The sequence below is a fragment of the Nocardioides asiaticus genome (assembly GCF_040049175.1).
Classification (GTDB): domain Bacteria; phylum Actinomycetota; class Actinomycetes; order Propionibacteriales; family Nocardioidaceae; genus Nocardioides; species Nocardioides cheoyonin.
The window spans coordinates 203,638-220,348 of sequence record NZ_JBDZDM010000005.1 but is presented as its reverse complement, the minus strand read 5'-3'; the positions used below and the strand labels follow the sequence as shown (position 1 = coordinate 220,348).

General features: G+C 72.0%; 16 protein-coding genes. 9 read left to right on the top strand and 7 right to left on the bottom strand.

The annotated features are described in order from the left end of the window. Nucleotides 1-8: 8 nt before the first annotated feature. From ABLE53_RS18620 to ABLE53_RS18610, 3 genes are read right to left on the bottom strand one after another with little or no spacing between them, the layout of a single operon-like run. Entirely contained in the window at nt 9-1,901 is a 1,893-nt protein-coding gene (locus tag ABLE53_RS18620) for a penicillin-binding transpeptidase domain-containing protein (protein ID WP_348860630.1), read from the bottom strand. A gap of 48 nt (nt 1,902-1,949) precedes the next feature. Next, nucleotides 1,950-2,921, bottom strand: a complete 972-nt coding sequence (locus ABLE53_RS18615; protein ID WP_348860628.1) for a ribose-phosphate diphosphokinase — start codon at nt 2,919-2,921, stop codon at nt 1,950-1,952. 55 nt (nt 2,922-2,976) lie between these two features. After that, a complete protein-coding gene (locus ABLE53_RS18610) occupies nt 2,977-4,761 on the bottom strand; it encodes a DEAD/DEAH box helicase (RefSeq protein ID WP_348860627.1) in 1,785 nt (594 codons plus the stop codon). A 154-nt stretch (nt 4,762-4,915) separates the two neighbouring features. Between ABLE53_RS18610 and ABLE53_RS18605 the strand changes: the two genes are divergently transcribed. Further along, entirely contained in the window at nt 4,916-6,028 is a 1,113-nt protein-coding gene (locus ABLE53_RS18605; protein ID WP_348860626.1) for an NDMA-dependent alcohol dehydrogenase, read from the top strand. A 52-nt stretch (nt 6,029-6,080) separates the two neighbouring features. Here ABLE53_RS18605 and ABLE53_RS18600 read toward each other — a convergent pair whose 3' ends face one another. The 3 genes from ABLE53_RS18600 to ABLE53_RS18590 are packed head-to-tail and all read right to left on the bottom strand — an operon-like array spanning nt 6,081 to nt 9,036. After that, nucleotides 6,081-6,902, bottom strand: a complete 822-nt coding sequence (locus tag ABLE53_RS18600) for an MOSC domain-containing protein (protein ID WP_348860923.1) — start codon at nt 6,900-6,902, stop codon at nt 6,081-6,083. 26 nt (nt 6,903-6,928) lie between these two features. Then, nucleotides 6,929-8,752, bottom strand: a complete 1,824-nt coding sequence (gene glmS / locus ABLE53_RS18595) for a glutamine--fructose-6-phosphate transaminase (isomerizing) (RefSeq protein ID WP_348860625.1) — start codon at nt 8,750-8,752, stop codon at nt 6,929-6,931. Between the two features lie 20 nt (nt 8,753-8,772). Beyond that, nucleotides 8,773-9,036: a hypothetical protein gene (locus ABLE53_RS18590; RefSeq protein ID WP_348860624.1), complete on the bottom strand. Its 264-nt coding sequence runs from the start codon at nt 9,034-9,036 to the stop codon at nt 8,773-8,775. Nucleotides 9,037-9,155: 119 nt separating this feature from the next. On the opposite strand from ABLE53_RS18590, the gene ABLE53_RS18585 reads away from it, so the two are divergent. From ABLE53_RS18585 to ABLE53_RS18570, 4 genes are all read left to right on the top strand, one after another. Continuing rightward, nucleotides 9,156-10,043 (top strand): LLM class flavin-dependent oxidoreductase, encoded by an 888-nt coding sequence (locus tag ABLE53_RS18585; RefSeq protein WP_348860623.1) that lies wholly within the window; start codon nt 9,156-9,158, stop codon nt 10,041-10,043. A 145-nt stretch (nt 10,044-10,188) separates the two neighbouring features. Then, complete coding sequence (locus ABLE53_RS18580; protein WP_348860622.1) at nt 10,189-10,326, top strand: hypothetical protein; 138 nt, start codon at nt 10,189-10,191, stop codon at nt 10,324-10,326. Nucleotides 10,327-10,484: 158 nt separating this feature from the next. Further along, nucleotides 10,485-11,084, top strand: coding sequence for a YceI family protein (locus ABLE53_RS18575; RefSeq protein WP_348860621.1), 600 nt, complete (start codon nt 10,485-10,487; stop codon nt 11,082-11,084). Nucleotides 11,085-11,179: 95 nt separating this feature from the next. Next, entirely contained in the window at nt 11,180-12,100 is a 921-nt protein-coding gene (locus tag ABLE53_RS18570; RefSeq protein WP_348860620.1) for a GNAT family N-acetyltransferase, read from the top strand. On the opposite strand, the gene ABLE53_RS18565 is transcribed toward ABLE53_RS18570, so the two are convergent. Next, nucleotides 12,097-12,846: an IclR family transcriptional regulator gene (locus tag ABLE53_RS18565; RefSeq protein WP_348860619.1), complete on the bottom strand. Its 750-nt coding sequence runs from the start codon at nt 12,844-12,846 to the stop codon at nt 12,097-12,099. The two genes, ABLE53_RS18570 and ABLE53_RS18565, sit on opposite strands and share 4 nt — an antisense overlap. 82 nt (nt 12,847-12,928) lie before the next feature. Here ABLE53_RS18565 and pcaH point away from each other — a divergent pair, with 82 nt between their 5' ends. Genes pcaH through pcaDC form a run of 4 tightly spaced genes read left to right on the top strand, consistent with a single transcriptional unit; the run spans nt 12,929 to nt 16,702 of the window. Further along, nucleotides 12,929-13,741 carry a protocatechuate 3,4-dioxygenase subunit beta gene (pcaH, locus tag ABLE53_RS18560; RefSeq protein WP_348860618.1) on the top strand — a complete coding sequence of 271 codons (813 nt, stop codon included), beginning with the start codon at nt 12,929-12,931 and terminating at the stop codon, nt 13,739-13,741. After that, nucleotides 13,738-14,286 (top strand): protocatechuate 3,4-dioxygenase subunit alpha, encoded by a 549-nt coding sequence (gene pcaG, locus ABLE53_RS18555; RefSeq protein WP_348860617.1) that lies wholly within the window; start codon nt 13,738-13,740, stop codon nt 14,284-14,286. Before pcaH ends, pcaG begins: the two co-directional genes overlap by 4 nt. After that, nucleotides 14,286-15,527: a lyase family protein gene (locus tag ABLE53_RS18550; protein WP_348860615.1), complete on the top strand. Its 1,242-nt coding sequence runs from the start codon at nt 14,286-14,288 to the stop codon at nt 15,525-15,527. Before pcaG ends, ABLE53_RS18550 begins: the two co-directional genes overlap by 1 nt. Continuing rightward, nucleotides 15,524-16,702: a bifunctional 3-oxoadipate enol-lactonase/4-carboxymuconolactone decarboxylase PcaDC gene (gene pcaDC / locus ABLE53_RS18545; protein ID WP_348860614.1), complete on the top strand. Its 1,179-nt coding sequence runs from the start codon at nt 15,524-15,526 to the stop codon at nt 16,700-16,702. Before ABLE53_RS18550 ends, pcaDC begins: the two co-directional genes overlap by 4 nt. Nucleotides 16,703-16,711 lie beyond the last annotated feature (9 nt).

Here is a 16,711-nt window from a genome sequence, read left to right as displayed (position 1 = left end):
GTCTGCTGTCACGCTCCGCGCAGGAACTGCTCGACGAGCGGCCCGGCGGTGCTCGACCCGTTGAGCCCTTCGTCGACGTAGACCGCGACGGCGAGGTCGCCCTGCGCCGCGATCATCCAGGTGTGGGTGAGCCGCTTCCCGTCGCGGTCGAACTCCGCCGTACCCGTCTTCGCGATCACCGGCTTCCCCGGCACATCGAGCAGCCCGCGCCCGGTGCCCTCGGTGACGACGCCGCGGAACAGCGTGCGCATCTGCTGCGCCTCCTGCTTCGTGAGCGGCTTGGTCCCGTCCGGGACCTGGGTCTCGCCCTGCCCGACGACCATCTTCGGTACGACGGTGTGGCCGGCCTCGATCGAGGCCATGACGGTCGCCATCACCATCGGCGAGGCGAGCACCTTGCCCTGGCCGATCAGGTCGGCCGCGTGCTCGGTCTCCGAGGAGGCCTCCGGGATCTGGCCGAAGTACGACGAGAAGCCGGTGTCGTGGTCCACGCCGAAGCCGAGCGTGGCGGCGGCGCTGGTCAGGTCGGCCTGGCTGAGCCTGTCGTGCTGACCGATCATCGCGGTGTTGCACGACTGCGCGATCGCCAGCGAGAGCGGCACGCTCCCCAGCGCCGAGGAGGGGTACCACGTGTCGTTGCCGAACTCCTTGCCGTCGACGGTGATCGTCGGTGGGCACTGGACGGTCGTGGACGGCGTCAGTCCCTTCCGCAGCAGCGCCAGCGAGTCGATCGTCTTGAACGTCGACCCGGGCTGCGCCTGGCCGTAGGTGGCGAGGTTGACCCCGTTGTTGCCCGGCCCGTTGGCGGCGGCCAGGATCGCGCCGGTGCTGGGCCTGATCGCGACCAGGGCGCTGGCGGGCCTCACGTCGGCCAGCACGCTCTCGGCGAGGCTCTGCAGGCGGTCGTCGAGGGTGACGGTCAGCGGCCTGCCGTCCTGCGGCGGCGCCTGGAAGAGCTGCTTGGCGACCTTCCCGTCGGCGCCGACGAGGTCGATCTCGGTGCCGGGGACGCCGCGGAGCCGCTCGTCGTACCTCGCCTCGAGGCCGCTCAGCCCCGCGGTGTCGCCGACCTTGTAGAGATCGGGGTGCTCCTTGATCATCTCGGCCGTCACGTCGCCGACGGTGCCGAGGATCGGGGCGGCGAACTCCTTCGTGATGCCCAGCGCGCGCGAGGTCTGGATCGCGACCGCGCCCTTGATCCGCCCGATCCCCGCCGCCGCGGCGGGCGCCTGGCCGCGGCGGTACGTGATCGCCTCGACGAACGCCTTCGGCCCGGAGGCCTTGACCTGCTTGGCGTACGACGACGGGTCGATGTCGAGCAGGGCGGCGAGCTCACGGGCCGACTGGACCGCCCGCGCGGGAGGCACCTGCGTCTTGTCGATGCCGTAGCTCACGACCGGGCGGTCGGTGACGAGCCTGACCCCGTTGGTCCCGATGATGTCGCCGCGCTCCGGCACGATCGAGGCGGTGTCGAGGCGGCTCCTGGCGTCCTTGAGCTGTGGTGAGACCACCGTGGGCGACCACTTCACCTTCCAGTCGTCGCCGGCCTTGGTGAGCTCCACCAGCGAGGTGTAGGTCCACGAGTCGCCCGGGACCGGCCAGGTCCAGCTGAGCGTCGACTCCGCCGTCGTACCCGTCACGCTCGGGTCGCTCGCGGTGACCTTCGGCTTCTCACCGCCCAGGCCGTCCACGAGTCCCTTGGTGATCCGCTCGTAGTCGGTCTCGACGCCTTCGGCGGTCTCGTCGCCGGCGAAGGACACCGCGGTGAAGTCACCGGTGGCGAAGGCCTTGGTCAGCGCGGTGACGTCGGGGTCCGGGTCGTCGTCGCCCCCGCACGCGGTGAGAGCCGCGAGCGGGAGCAGGGCAGCGAGGGACAGACCGAGGACCCGACGCGAACGCATGGGTCCCTTCTACCAGCCGCGGCCGACCGGCCCGACCCGATTTGTGCGTCACACGCCGACGCGGGGCGGGGCGTACGCCGGGTCCACGCCGTCGAAGAGGCTGCTGACCGACTCGCCCTCGTGGATGCGCGCGATGGCCTCGGCGAAGAGCCCCGCCACGGAGCACACCTCGAGCTCGGGCCAGTCAGCCGGCCGCGGGACGGTGTCGGTCGTGACCACTCGGGTGATCATCGGGTGGTCGCGCAGCCGCTCCGCGGCCTTGCCGGTGAACAGGCCGTGGGTGGTGACCACCTCCGCCTCGGGACAGCCGAGGTCCTCGAGCTTGCGGAGCAGCTCCAGGATCGAGCCGCCGGTGGCGATCTCGTCGTCGAGGATGATCGCCCGGCGGCCGGCGATGTCGCCGACGATGGTGTCGATGACGACCCGGTCGTCGGCCAGCCGGGTCTTGCTGGCGGCCGCCACCGGCAGGCCGAGCAGCCTGGCGAACTGGTTGGCCACCTTCGCGTTGCCGAAGTCGGGCGACACCACGATGCAGTCGGCGCAGTCGAGGCCGCGGAGGTGGTCGGCGAGCACGCCGAGGGCGGTGAGGTGGTCGACCGGCACCGAGAAGAACCCGTGGACCTGCGGCGAGTGCATCGTCATCGTCAGCACCCGGTGCGCGCCCGCCGTCACGAGCAGGTCGGCGACGAGCCGGCCGCCGATCGAGATCCGGGAGGCGTCCTTCTTGTCCGACCGGGCGTAGGCGTAGTGCGGGATCACCGCCGTGATCTGCGCCGCCGAGGCCCCCCGCGCGGCGTCGATCATGAGCAGCATCTCCATGAGCGCGTCCTGCGTCGGCGGCACGAACGGCTGGACGATGTAGACGTCGCGCTGCCGGCAGTTGGCTCCGAGCTGCACCTGCAGGCAGTCGTTGCTGAACCGCGAGATCGTCGCCGGCGAGAGGTCGACCCCGAGGTGGTCGCAGATGCTGACGGCCAGCCCGCGATGGGCGTTGCCGCTGAAGACGACGATCTCGCGCACGGTGGCACTCCGGTGGATCGGTCGGTGGCTGCGACCTCACTCTAGTCCGGAGCGCTCAGTCGCGCGGGCCCTTGTGCCGCGGCTTGCGCGGTCGGTCGTCCCGGTCCCCGCGGTCGAAGCCGCCGTCGCGCCGGGGGCCGCCGGAGCGCCTCCCCGGAGCGCCCTGGTCGCGGCGCAGCTCGATGAGCTTGCCGGAGATCCGGGTGGACTCGAGCGCGGCCCAGGTCTCGGGCGCGAGGTCGGCGGGCAGCTCGACGAGCGAGAAGTCCGGACGGATGCTGATGTTGCCGAAGTCGGCCCGCCTCAGCCCGCCCTCGTTGGCGATGGCGCCGACGATCTGACGGGGCTCGACCTTGTGGCGGCGGCCGACCGAGATCTTGTACGTCGCCATCGGCTGACCCGTGTCTCGCGACCGCCGCTCGCCGCGGCCGTCGGTGCCGCGGTCCCGGCCGTCGCGGTCGCGCCGCGGGCGATCCTCGCGCACAGGCCGCTCCGGCTCCGGCTCGAGCAGCAGCGGCTCCTCGCCCTGCAGGACGACGGCCAGCGCCGCGGCGACGTCGACCTCGGGGACGTCGTACTCCTCCACGTAGTGGCGTACGACGTCGCGGAAGAACTCGACCCGCTCGGTCTCGGCCAGCGCGGCGGTGATGCCGTCGTCGAACCGGGAGAGCCGGGTGGCGTTGACCTCGTCGACGCTCGGCAGGTGCATCTGCTGCAGCGTCGACCTGGTGGCCTTCTCGATGGCGCGCAGCAGGTAGCGCTCGCGCGGGGTCACGAACGAGATCGCGTCCCCGGTGCGCCCGGCTCGGCCGGTGCGGCCGATCCGGTGGACGTAGGCCTCGGTGTCGGTCGGGATGTCGTAGTTGACGACGTGGCTGATCCGCTCGACGTCGAGCCCGCGAGCGGCGACGTCGGTGGCGACCAGGATGTCGAGGGAAGCGTCCTTGAGCTGGTTGACCGTGCGCTCGCGGACGTTCTGCGGGACGTCGCCGTTGATCGCGGCGGCGGAGAAGCCGCGGGCGCGGAGCTTCTCGGCGAGCGTCTCGGTCTCGTTCTTGGTCCGGACGAAGACGATCATCCCCTCGAAGTTCTCGACCTCGAGGATGCGGGTGAGGGCGTCCACCTTCTGCGGGTAGGAGACCATCAGGTAGCGCTGGGTGATGTTGGCCGCGGTCTGGGTCTTGCCCTTGACCTGGATCTCCTCCGGGTCTCGGAGGTACTTCTTCGACAGCCGCCGGATCTGCGCGGGCATCGTTGCCGAGAAGAGCGCGACCTGCTTCTCCTCGGGAGTGTCGGCGAGGATCGTCTCGACGTCCTCGGCGAAGCCCATGTTGAGCATCTCGTCGGCCTCGTCGAGCACGAGGAAGCGGAGCTGGGAGAGGTCGAGAGTGCCCTTCTCCAGGTGGTCCATGATCCGGCCCGGCGTGCCCACGACGACGTGCACCCCGCGGCGCAGCGCGGTCAGCTGGGGGCCGTAGCCCTGGCCGCCGTACACCGGAAGGATGCGTACGCCGGGAAGATGGGCGGCGTACCGCTCGAACGCCTCGCACACCTGAAGCGCCAGCTCGCGCGTCGGCGCCAGCACGAGCGCCTGCGGCTTCGCGGCGTCGTACACGTCGAGGTTCGAGAGGATCGGCAGCGCGAAGGCCGCGGTCTTGCCGGTGCCGGTCTGCGCCAGCCCGACGACGTCGCGGCCCTCGAGCAGCAGCGGGATGGTCGCGGCCTGGATGGCGGAGGGGGTCTCGTAGCCGAGCTCCTTCACGGCCTCGAGTACGCCGGCGGCCAGCCCAAGGTCGTCGAAGGAGGCATCGGTCAGGGCAGGAGTTGCGTCGGTACTCACCGAGCAAGCGTAGTGCGCGCACGTACCACACGAAGATTCGTGGTCGCGGTGCGCCCCGTCACCCCGGCGTAGGCCACCTAGATTGCAAACCGTCCGCCAACCTTGCCCTCCTACCGTGATCGGGGTCACACTCTCATCACCCCGAGGAGGTCCTATGAAGACCCAGGCCGCAGTCGTCTACGAGCCCGGCAAGCCGATCGAGATCGAGGAGCTCGAACTCGACAGGCCCGGTGAGGGCGAGGTCCTGATCCGCTACCTGTACGCCGGGCTGTGCCACTCCGACATCCACATCGCGCACGGCGACATGCCGGCCCGGCTCCCGCTGATCCTCGGGCACGAGGGCGCCGGGGTCGTCGAGGAGGTCGGCCCCGGCGTCACCCGGGTGAAGCCGGGCGACCACGTGGTCTGCTCCTTCATCCCCAACTGCGGAACCTGTCGCTACTGCGCGACCGGCCGCCAGTCGATCTGCGACATGGGCGCGACGATCCTCGACGGCTACCTCCCGGGCGAGCGGTTCCCCAACACCGGCCCGCAGGGTCAGTACGGCGCGATGTGCATGCTCGGCACCTTCAGCCAGTACGGCGTCATCCACCAGAACAGCGCGGTGGCCGTCGACGAGAGCCTGCCGCTCGACAAGGCGGTCCTGGTGGGCTGCGGGGTGCCCACCGGATGGGGCTCGGCGGTCAACACCGCCGACGTCCAGCCCGGCGACACCGTCGCCGTCTACGGCATCGGCGGGATCGGCATTAACGCGATCCAGGGGGCGGCGTACGCCGGCGCCAAGCACGTCATCGCCATCGACCCGCTCGAGAACAAGCGCCAGAAGGCCCTCGAGCTCGGCGCCACCCACGCCTTCGCCAGCGGCCAGGAGGCCAACGAGGCGATCCCGGACCTCACCCGTGGCCAGATGGCCGACTCGGCGATCCTCTGCGCGGGCCTCGTGACGGCCGACATCGTCGGCGACGCCTTCACCACGATCGGCAAGGGCGGCACCATCGTCCTGACCGGCCTCAACAGCCTCGAGGACCTCTCCGTCCAGCTGCCCGGCGCGGTCATGACGCTCTTCCGGAAGTCCGTGAAGGGGTCGCTGTTCGGCGACTGCAACCCGACGTACGACATCCCGAAGATCCTCGGGCTCTACCAGAACGGCGACCTCAAGCTCGACGAGCTGGTGACCCGGACCTACACCCTCGACCAGGTCAACGAGGGGTACGACGACCTTCTCAACGGCGCCAACATCCGCGGCGTCATCGTGCACCAGCACTGACCACCGACCCGACCGGCCCCGCCATGCGCTGACGGGGCCGGTCGCCTGTGGGTCAGCCCAGGACGAGCTCGTCGCCGACGGCGATCTCGCCGGGCTGCTCGACCACGAGGTGCACGGCGAACCACGTCTGCCCGCTCCACTTGCGGTGTCGGGCGAGCGTGCGGATCGGCTCCTTGCCCGTCGTGAGCGTGTCGGGGTCGATGGTGGTCATGGAGCAGCGCGCGATCGGGACCACCACGCGGAGCCGCGCACCGCCGATGGTCAGTACCGACCACCCGTCCTCGGCGAAGGCGGTCGGCGCGCCGTCGACGAGGAGGTTGGCCCGGAAGCGCCGGGCCGGGATCTCCTCGCCGGTCCAGCCGTTGAGCGCGGCGACCGACGCGTCCGACAGGAGCGAGACGGGCGAGTCGTCCTGGAAGACGGCGTGGTGTCGGCCGTCCTCGAGGCCCGGCCCCTCGACCACCCGTGCCTCCGGCTCATGGCACCACACCAGCCGCAGGTCGTCGCTGCCGAGCGCCCGGCGCAGCCAGGCGTCCGCCGCCTCCCCCGCCGGCCGGGCGCGCACCGTCCCGCCGAAGAAGCGCACGCCGACCTCCGCTCCCGGCTGCGTCGGGATCCGGACGTCGAGCGGGTCGAGACCGGGAGCGCTCAACCGGAGGTCCGCGCCGTCGAGGTCGTCGAGCCCCGTGGCGGCGTTGTCGGCAACGACGTGGAACAGTCTCGGCGTGTCGCGCGCGGTGACGAGCATCCCGGCGGTGTCCACCACCATCCACTCGCGGTCGCCGGCCAGGCCGTGCACCCCGACGTACGCCGTCTCGACGGGCCGGATCGCGGTGCTCTTGACCGGGTGGACGTTGATCCCGGCGAGGCGCATGGTCACGGCCGTAGCCTAGGGCGGCGTCATTCGACGGTGACGGACTTGGCGAGGTTGCGCGGCTTGTCGACGTCGAGGCCGAGCGCCTTGGCGGCGTGGAAGGCCAGGAGCTGCAGCGGGATGGTGAGCAGGATCGGGTCGAGCTCGACCTCGTTCTTGGGTACGTCGATCCGCGCGGCCGGAAGCTCGCCGAGGTCGACGTCGGGGTGGGTGACGACGACGAGCGGCCCGCGCCGGGCGTTGATCTCGTGCAGCGCGGCGACGTTGCGCTCGGTCAGCTCGTCCTGCGGCACGATCGCGACGGTCGGCACCTCGGGCGAGATGAGCGCGAGCGGGCCGTGCTTGAGCTCGGAGGTCTGGTAGGCCTCGGCGTGGCGGTAGCTGATCTCCTTCAGCTTCTGCGCGCCCTCGCGGGCGACCGGGTAGCCGCGGACGCGCCCGACGAAGAACAGGCTCTCCGCCGCGGCGAGCGTCTTCGCCACCTCCTCGAGGTGGTCCTCGTCCTTGAGGATCTCCTCGATCTGGGCGGGCAGCCGCTGCAGGCCGGCGATCAGCCGCTTGCCGTCGGAGATGGACAGGTCGCGGACCCGGCCGAGCTGGAGGGCGAGCAGCGAGAAGCCGATGAACATCGTCGTCAGCGCCTTCGTGGAGGCGACCGCGACCTCCGGACCGGCGTGGAGGTAGATCCCGCCGTCGCAGGCCCGGGCGATCGCGGAGCCGACCACGTTGACCAGCCCGATCACCCGGCCGCCCTTGCGCTTGATCTCCTCGACCGCGAGCAGGGTGTCGATGGTCTCGCCGGACTGGCTCACCGCGACGTACAGCGTGTCGGGCTCGATGATCGGGTTGCGGTAGCGGAACTCGCTCGCGGCCTCCGCGTCGGCGGGGACGCGGGCGAGCTCCTCGACGAGGGCCGCGCCCATCTGGCCGACGTAGTACGCCGAGCCGCAGCCGAGGATCTTGACCCGCCTGATCTCGCGCAGCTCGCGCGGGTCGAGATTGAGCCCGCCGAGGTGGGCGGTGCCGAACCGCTCGTCGAGCCGGCCGCGCAGCGTCCGCTCGACGGACGCGGGCTGCTCGAGCATCTCGGTGTACATCCGCGGCTCGCCGGCCAGCTCGCCGTACTCATAGGCGCTCGGGTCGACGTCGACCTCCTGCGCCTCGGTGGCGGTACGCGTGAGGTCCTGCCGGAAGGTGGTGAAGCCCGACGCGGTCACCGTCGCCAGCTCGCCGTCGTCGAGGTGCGCGACGGTGGTCGTGTGGCGGACGAGAGCGGCGAGGTCGGAGGCGACGTACATCTCCTTCTCCCCCACCCCGATGAGCAGCGGGCTCCCGTTGCGGGCCACGACGATCCGGTCGGGGAAGTCGGCGTGGACGACCGCGAGGCCGTAGGTCCCCTCGACCTGGGCGAGCGCGTCGACGACCTTGCCCTCGAGGGTGTCGGCCCCGGAGCGGCCGACGAGGTGGGCGAACACCTCGGTGTCGGTGTCGCTGGCCAGCTCGACGCCGGCGTCGGTCAGCCGCTCGCGCAGGGCGGCGGCATTGTCCACGATGCCGTTGTGCACGACGGCCACCGTGCCGGTCGCATCGGTGTGCGGGTGGGCGTTCGTGTCGTTGGCGGGACCGTGCGTCGCCCACCGGGTGTGGCCGATCCCGAGCCGGCCGGAGGTCCGCTTCGGCAGCGCGTCGGCCAGGCCACGGACCCGTCCGGCCCGCTTGGTCACCTGCAGCCGCGACCCGACGACGGCGACGCCGGCCGAGTCGTAGCCCCGGTGCTCGAGGCGGCTCAGTCCCTCGATGAGCAGGGGCGCCGCCTGCTGGGCGCCGATGTAGCCGACGATTCCGCACATCCTGGTTCTCTCCTGTCGGTTCAGCCGTAGACGAGCCGTCGCAGCTGCCGCTCGGTGAGCCGCGGGGCAGCGACCACGCGGGACCCGAGCTCCGCCGCGATCTGCGCGAAGATCTCGGGGTTCTTCGCGCCGTACGTCTTCAGTTGGGCGTGCCGACGGCGGACGAACTCCTCCACCGGCTCGGCGTGGAACGCCACCACGTCCTCGATCACCCGGGCCGCCTCCGCGGGCGTGAGACCGGTGGTCGCGACCAGGTGGTCGACGAGGGCTGGTTCAGCGCTCACGATCGACGAGGGTGCACTGGATCGGGGCGGAAGGCCAACTTCTTGCCCGATTTCGGGCAGATGTGTCGTGTACGTCGGACCGCGGGCGAGTGTCGGCGCGCCGCCGTATCGTCCACACCATGACCGTGCTGGCCTGCATCGCGACGCCGTACCTCCCGCCCGAGGACTACCTCCCGGTCGCCCGGGCCGCGGAGGCGTCAGGGCTCGAGGAGCTGTGGATCTGGGAGGACTGCTTCCGCGAGACCGGGGTCGCCGCCACGGCGGCGCTGCTCGCCGCGACCGAGCGCCTGCGGATCGGCATCGGCGTGCTGCCGGTCCCGCTGCGCAACGTCGCGCTGACCGCGATGGAGCTGGCCACCATCGAGCGGATGTTCCCGGGCCGGACCGTGCCCGGCGTCGGCCACGGCGTGCAGACCTGGATGGAGCAGGTGGGAGCCCGGGTCGGCTCGCCGCTGACGCTGCTGCGCGAGCACGTCGAGGCGCTGCGGGCACTGCTGGGCGGTGACCGGCTGACCGTCTCGGGGCGCTACGTCACCCTCGACGACGTGGGCCTCGACTGGCCGCCCGCCTCACCGCCTCCACTCCTGGCGGCGGCGACCGGCCCGAAGACGCTGCGCCTCGTCGGCGAGATCGCCGACGGCGTCGTCCTGACCGCCTCCACCGGCCTCGACGGCCTGCGCGAGGCGGTCGAGCAGGTCACCGCCGGGCGGGAGGCGGCTGCCCGCACCGACCCGTTCCAGGTCGTGGTCAACGTCGCGACCGCCCGCAACCGCGACCAGGTCGAGGCGGTCAGGGCGCACTACGCCGGGCTCGGTCACGACGTCGCCGACGACGCGGGCCTCGCCCGGTTCGCCGTCTGGGGCTCGGCCGAACAGGTCGCCGAGGGCCTGCGCAGGTTCGCCGAGGCCGGCGCGACCACGCTGGCCGTGCAGCCGACTCTCGATGAGGCCGACACCGCCGGTCTCGCCGCCTGGATGGGGGAGGAAGTGCGCCCGTTGCTCTCCTGAGCGGGCGCGGGTGGAGCGGACCGGCTCGGTTCATGCCGGATCGATGGGCCGTAGTGGAGCAACAGCGCCGAATCTCACCGGATAGTGGACAGCCGAGTGGGGTCGCTGTACCTTTGGTGAACGAATGGTGAACAGGAGGTGTCTGATGAAGGACTCCACGATGACGTCCAAGCGTCTCGAGATGCGCTGGATCCCGGTGACCGATACTCGCGGCCGCACCCGCCTCGAGGCTCGCTGGGTCCCGGCCGGCGCCGCGGTGACCACCACCCACCACGCCGCCTGACGCCGCGCAGTCAGCTCCGGAGCCGTCGCTACCCCTTGGGGGAGCGGCGGCTTCGTCGTACGTCCGGGAAAAGTTTCCGGATCTTCCGGGAATAGCCCGCGGGAGCCACGTGTTAGAGTCGTTGCAGATTCAACCAAATCTCCAGGGAGCCAGACATCATGGGCATCTTCAGCCGCAAGACCGAGACCACCGTCGAGACCTTCGACGCCCCCACGACCGCGATCGACGACATCTCGGGCGACTACACGCTCGACGTCGCCCACACCCGCCTCGGCTTCTCCGCCCGGCACGCGATGGTGACCACCGTCCGCGGTGCGTTCAAGGAGTTCGAGGGCACCGCCCACATAGACACCGCGAACCCGTCCGCCTCGAAGGTGTCGCTCAAGATCGACAGCGCCTCGATCGACACCGGCAACAAGGACCGTGACGGCCACCTGCTCTCCGGTGACTTCTTCGAGAACGCCTCGCACCCCTACATCACCTTCGAGTCCACCGACGTGGCCTTCGACGGCGAGACCTGGGAGATCACCGGCGACCTGACGATCAAGGGCGTCACCAAGCCGGTCACCATCCCCTTCGAGCTCACCGGCTCGGCCAAGGACCCGTTCGGCAACACCCGCGTGGGCTTCGAGGGCGCGACCGCGATCAACCGCTCCGAGTGGGGCCTGAACTTCAACGCCACCCTCGAGACCGGCGGTGTGCTCGTCTCCGAGAAGATCAAGCTCGAGTTCGACGTCTCGGCGATCAAGAACGCCTGACCTGGTCGAACGCTGACTGCTCCGGTCCAGACCGGCGAACGGGGCCACCGGATACCCGGTGGCCCCGTTCGTGATTTACGAGGACCGTGGCAGGCATGCCCGCGCCCCTCGCCCTCCCGACCGGCTACTCCCAGCGCCCGCTGGTGACCGCCGACGCGGCGGCGGTCACCGCGGTGATGGCCGCGGAGCAGCTCGCGTCCACCGGGACGGTCGAGATCGAGGAGGCCGACATCGTGGCCGACTGGCAGCGGCCGTCGTACGACGTCTCCGCGGGGACCGTCGGCGTCGTCGGACCCGGCGGCGAGCTGGTGGCGTACGCCGAGTGCTCGGGCGGGTGGCGTGCCGACGCGTCCGTCCACCCGGACCACTGCGGCCGCGGGATCGGGACCACCCTCGCCGGCTGGGTCGTCGAGCGGGCCCGCGAGCTGGGCGAGCCGGTGATCGGCATGCCCAACCCGCAGGGCTCCCTCGGGGACCGGCTGCTGGAGGCGCTCGGATGGTGCGTGCGCTGGGAGACCTGGGTGCTGGAGCTGCCCGCGGGGGCGCGCGTGCCGGACCGGCCGCTGCCGCCCGGGTACGCCGTGCGCGAGGCGACGCCGGTCGACCACGAGGCGTGCTGGCACGTGGTCGAGGACGCGTTCCTGGAGTGGTCCGACCGCGCGAAGGAGCCGCTCGAGGACTGGCTCTCCTCGGTGGTCGGCCGGCCCGGCTTCGAGGACTGGAACCTCCGGGTCGTCACCGACCCGTCCGGCGCCGTCGTGGCGGCCGCGGTGATCCTGCTGGCCGGCGACGGCGACGAGGGGTACGTCGACCGGCTCGCGACCCGCTCCGACCAGCGCGGCCTCGGACTCGCCCAGGCCCTGCTCGTCGACGCCTTCGCCGCGGCCCGGGCGCACGGCGCGACGAGGTCGACGCTCTCGACCGACTCCCGCACCGGCGCGCTGTCGCTCTACCGCAAGGTCGGGATGGAGGTCACCTCGACCTGGGTCCACCGCGGGACCACCACCGGTGCCTAACGGAGCCCGCGCGCGACGCCCTGGGCGGCGACCTGGAGCGAGGCGACCAGCCGCGACCGCGAGCGGCGCAGATCGGCGACCACGATCCCGAGCGCACCGACGACTCCCGACGCGGTGACGATCGGCACCCCGACCGAGCAGGCGCCGGGGGTCATCTCCTCGCCCGTGGTCGCGTAGCCGTCGACGAGCACCCGCTCGAGCTGCTCCTCCAGCCGGGCCGGCGAGGTGACCGTGTAGCGGGTGAAGCGCTGCAACGGCGACGACAGCACCCGCCGGCGTACGTCGTCGGGCGCGTGCGCCAGCAGGACCTTGCCGACCCCCGTGCAGTGCATCGGGAGGCGGGACCCGACCGAGGAGACGATCGGCACCGACCGGCTGCCGCGCAGGGTGTCGAGGTAGAGCACGTGGTCGTCCTCGCGGACGGCGAGGTGGACGGTCTCCAGCGTCGCGCCGTAGATGTCGTGCAGGAACGGGACCGCGACCGAGCGCAGGTCGCTGGCCACGGGGGCGAGCAGGCCGACGTCCCACAGCCGACGCCCGACGACGTACGTCCCGTCCTCGTCGCGGACCAGCGCGCCCCACTCGGTGAGCTCCTTGACCAGCCGGTGGGCGGTCGGCAGCGGGAGTCCGGCCCGCCGGGCGAGATCGGTGAGGGACAGCCGGCGGTGGCCGGCGTCGAACGCGCCGATGATCGCCAGGACGCGGGAGGCCACCGACGCGCCCGGAGTGGCGGTATTTCCGGCCATCCTCGCCCCTTCCTTCGATCTCGCTTTCGCTGAGCGGAAGGCCAGTCTTCCACGACCCGGGGCCGACACCTACCGTCGTCGTGTGACCACCAGCACAGACAAGACCCAGGAGGCCGAGAAGGGAGCGGTGCCGTCCTCTGACGCCGCGTCCACGACCCAGGCCCAGATCTCCGGCGAGATCGCCGAGATCGCCCACTCCCTGGAGCAGGGCGGACTCACCGTCAACCAGCCGCTGCTCGACTACCCGCCGTACCGCTCGAGCATCCTGCGGCACCCCACCAAGGACCCCCGCCACGTCGATCCGGAGACGATCGAGCTCTGGGCCCCGTGCTTCGGCCACTTTGACGTCGACCCGCTCGAGGCCGACCTCACGATCGCCGGCAGCGGCGAGCCGATCGGCGAGCGGATCACCGTCACCGGCCGGGTCACCGACGGCGACGGCCGACCGGTGCGCAACCAGCTCATCGAGGTGTGGCAGGCCAACGCGGCCGGGCGCTACATCCACAAGCACGAGCAGCACCCCGCGCCGCTCGACCCCAACTTCGTCGGCGTCGGGCGCTGCATCACCGACGACGACGGCAACTACTGGTTCCAGACGATCAAGCCGGGGCCGTACCCGTGGGGCAACCACCTCAACGCGTGGCGTCCGGCCCACATCCACTTCTCCATCTTCGGCCGGGCCTTCACCCAGCGGCTCGTCACGCAGATGTACTTTCCCGGCGACCCGCTCTTCGCGCTCGACCCGATCTACCAGTCGATCACCGACCCCAAGGCCCGTGAGGCGCTCGTGGCGACCTACGACCACGACCAGACGAAGCCCGAGTTCAGCATGGGTTACAAGTGGGACATCGTCCTGACCGGCCCGAGCCGGACCTACATGGAGGAGAGCGAGTGACCACGCTGTTCCCGACCCCCGGCCAGACCGTCGGGCCGTTCTTCGGCCAGGCGCTGCCGTACGCCGGCGACGGCGACCTCGTGCCGCCCGGCAGCCGCGACGCCGTACGCCTCCACGGGTGGGTGCTCGACGGCGACGGCCAGCCGATCCCCGACGCGTTGGTCGAGATCTGGCAGGCCGCCCCCGACGGCTCGATCCCGCAGGAGCAGGGCTCGCTGCACCGCGACGGCTGGACCTTCACCGGCTGGGGCCGCGCCGAGACCGACCTGACCGGTCACTACACCTTCTCGACGGTGGTGCCCGGCCCGACCGAGGAGGGCCGGGCGCCGTTCTTCGCGGTCACGGTCTTCGCCCGCGGTCTGCTCGACAAGCTCTTCACCCGGATCTACCTGCCCGACCACCCGGCCAACGCCGGCGACCCGCTGCTGCAGGCGCTGACCGACGACGAGCGCCCGACGCTCATCGCGACCGCCGAGCCGGGTGGGTTCAGGTTCGACATCCACCTCCAGGGCCCGCGGGAGACCGTCTTCCTGACCCACCAGTGATGGACCTGCTCTGGCCGGGGGACGAGCGCGCCGGCGACCTCTTCTCCGACGGCGCGTTCGTCGCTGCCATGGTGCAGGTCGAGGACGCCTGGCTCGCGGCGATCGCGGACGCCGGGATCGCTCCGGGCGGCGCCCGGGCGCCGCTCGGTGGCCTGGTCGGCGAGGCCGACGTCGACGACCTCGCGCGCGGCGCCGAGGCCGGGGGCAACCCGGTCATCGGCCTCGTCGCGCTGCTGCGGCAGCGGGTGGGCGGCGAGGCCTCCACCTGGGTCCACCGCGGCCTGACGAGCCAGGACGTGCTCGACACCGCGCTCGTCCTCTGCCTCGGCGACGTGCTCGAGCGGATCGACGACGAGCTCGGCCGGCAGGCCGCGGCCCTGGTCCGGCTCGCCCGCCGCCACCGCGGGACGGTCATGGCGGGCCGCACGCTCACCCAGCACGCCGTACCCACGACCTTCGGGCTCAAGGCCGCCGGCTGGCTCTCCGGGCTGACCCACGCGGTCGAGGGCGTACGCCGGTCGCGTACGTCGCTGCCGGCGCAGCTCGGCGGCGCGGCCGGCACGCTGGCGGCCGTGGTCGAGCTCGCCCGCCTGCGCGGGCTCGCGGACCCCGTCTCGGCGGCACGCAGCGCCGCGAGCGCCGCGGCCGAGGACCTCGAGCTGGTCGCCTGCGCGCCGTGGCACACGGACCGCTCCCACCTCACCGGAGCGGCCGACGCCCTCGTCGGCTGCTCCGACGCGTGGGGGCACGTCGCGGGCGACGTTGCGCTGCTCGCCCGCCCGGAGTTCGGTGAGCTCGCCGAGCCGACCGTGGAGGGACGCGGCGGCTCCTCGACGATGCCGCAGAAGTCCAACCCCGTCCTCTCGCTGCTCGTCCGCAGGCACGCGCTCGCGGCGCCCCCGCTGGCCGCGTCGCTGCACACAGCTGCCGCGGCGTACGTCGACGAGAGGCCCGACGGCGCCTGGCACACCGAGTGGGCGACCCTGCGCACGCTGGCCCGTCGCAGCGTCGTGGCCGCCTCGCAGACCACCGAGCTGCTCCAGGGCCTGCAGGTGGACGCCGACCGGATGCGAACGACCGCGGAGGCCGCCGGCGAGGCGCTGCACGCGGAGCAGGCCGGGCTGGCGAAGCTGGTGGGTGGCGCTGCAGTGCCGCCCGACGACGACTACCTGGGCGCCAACGACGCGCTCATCGACGACGCGATCAGCCGGGCGAGCGCCCGGTGGAAGGAGCTCCTGTGACAGTCCCGAGCATCACGGTGGTGCAGCTGGCCGGCGACCCCGGACGTCCGCTGCTCGTGGTCGGCCCCTCGCTGGGCACCTCGGTCACCGCGTTGTGGGGAGAGTGCGCGAAGGCCCTCGGCGACCGCTTCCACGTGGTCGGCTGGGAGCTGCCCGGTCACGGCCGCGGCACGCCGCCGAGCGGGCCGTTCGACCTGGCCGAGCTCGCCGCCGGCGTACTCGCGTCGGTCGAGAAGGTCCTCGCCGAGCGGGGCGAGGACGGCGGCGCCTTCGCGTACGCCGGCGACTCGGTCGGCGGGGCGGTCGGCCTGCACCTCCTGCTCGACTCCCCCGGGCGCGTCAGTGCCGCGACGCTGGTGTGCACCGGCGCGAAGATCGCCGACGAGACGATGTGGCGCGAGCGCGCGGAGCTCGTCCGCACGTCCGGCACCCCGGTCATGATCTCCGGCTCGGCCGAGCGGTGGTTCGGGCCGGGCTTCCTCGACCGCAGCCCCGAGCTCGGCGGCGCGCTGCTCAACTCGCTCCGCGACGCCGACAAGGAGGGCTACGCCCTCGTGTGCGATGCGCTGGCGGCGTACGACGTCCGGGAGCGGCTCCACGAGGTGGCCGCCCCGGTCCTGGCGGTCGCCGGCACCCACGACGCAGCCACCCCGCCCGAGCTGCTCCGCGCGCTCGCCGACGGCGTACGGGACGGGCGGTTCGTCGAGCTCGACGGCGTCGCCCACCTCGCCCCGGCCGAGGCTCCCCGGGCGGTGGCGAGCCTGATCGCCGACCACGCCTCGAGCGCCGCCGGCGCCAACCCGGCGTACGACCCGGCGTACGACGCGGGCATGACGGTGCGCCGCCAAGTGCTCGGCGACGAGCACGTCGACCGGGCGAGCTCGAAGGTCACCGACGTCAACCGGGACTTCCAGGAGTTCATCACCCGCTACGCCTGGGGCGGCATCTGGACCCGTCCCGGCCTGGCGCGGAGGGACCGCTCGATCGCCGTCCTCACCGCGCTGATCGCCGGCCGGCACTTCGAGGAGCTGGAGTTCCACCTCCGCGCCGCGCTCACCAACGGGCTGAGCAAGGAGGAGATCGTCGAGGTGCTCCTGCAGTCCGCCGTCTACGTCGGCGTCCCGGCGGCCAACACCGCCTTCGGCGTCGCCAACCGCGTCCTCAACAAGGACTGATCGCCCGAC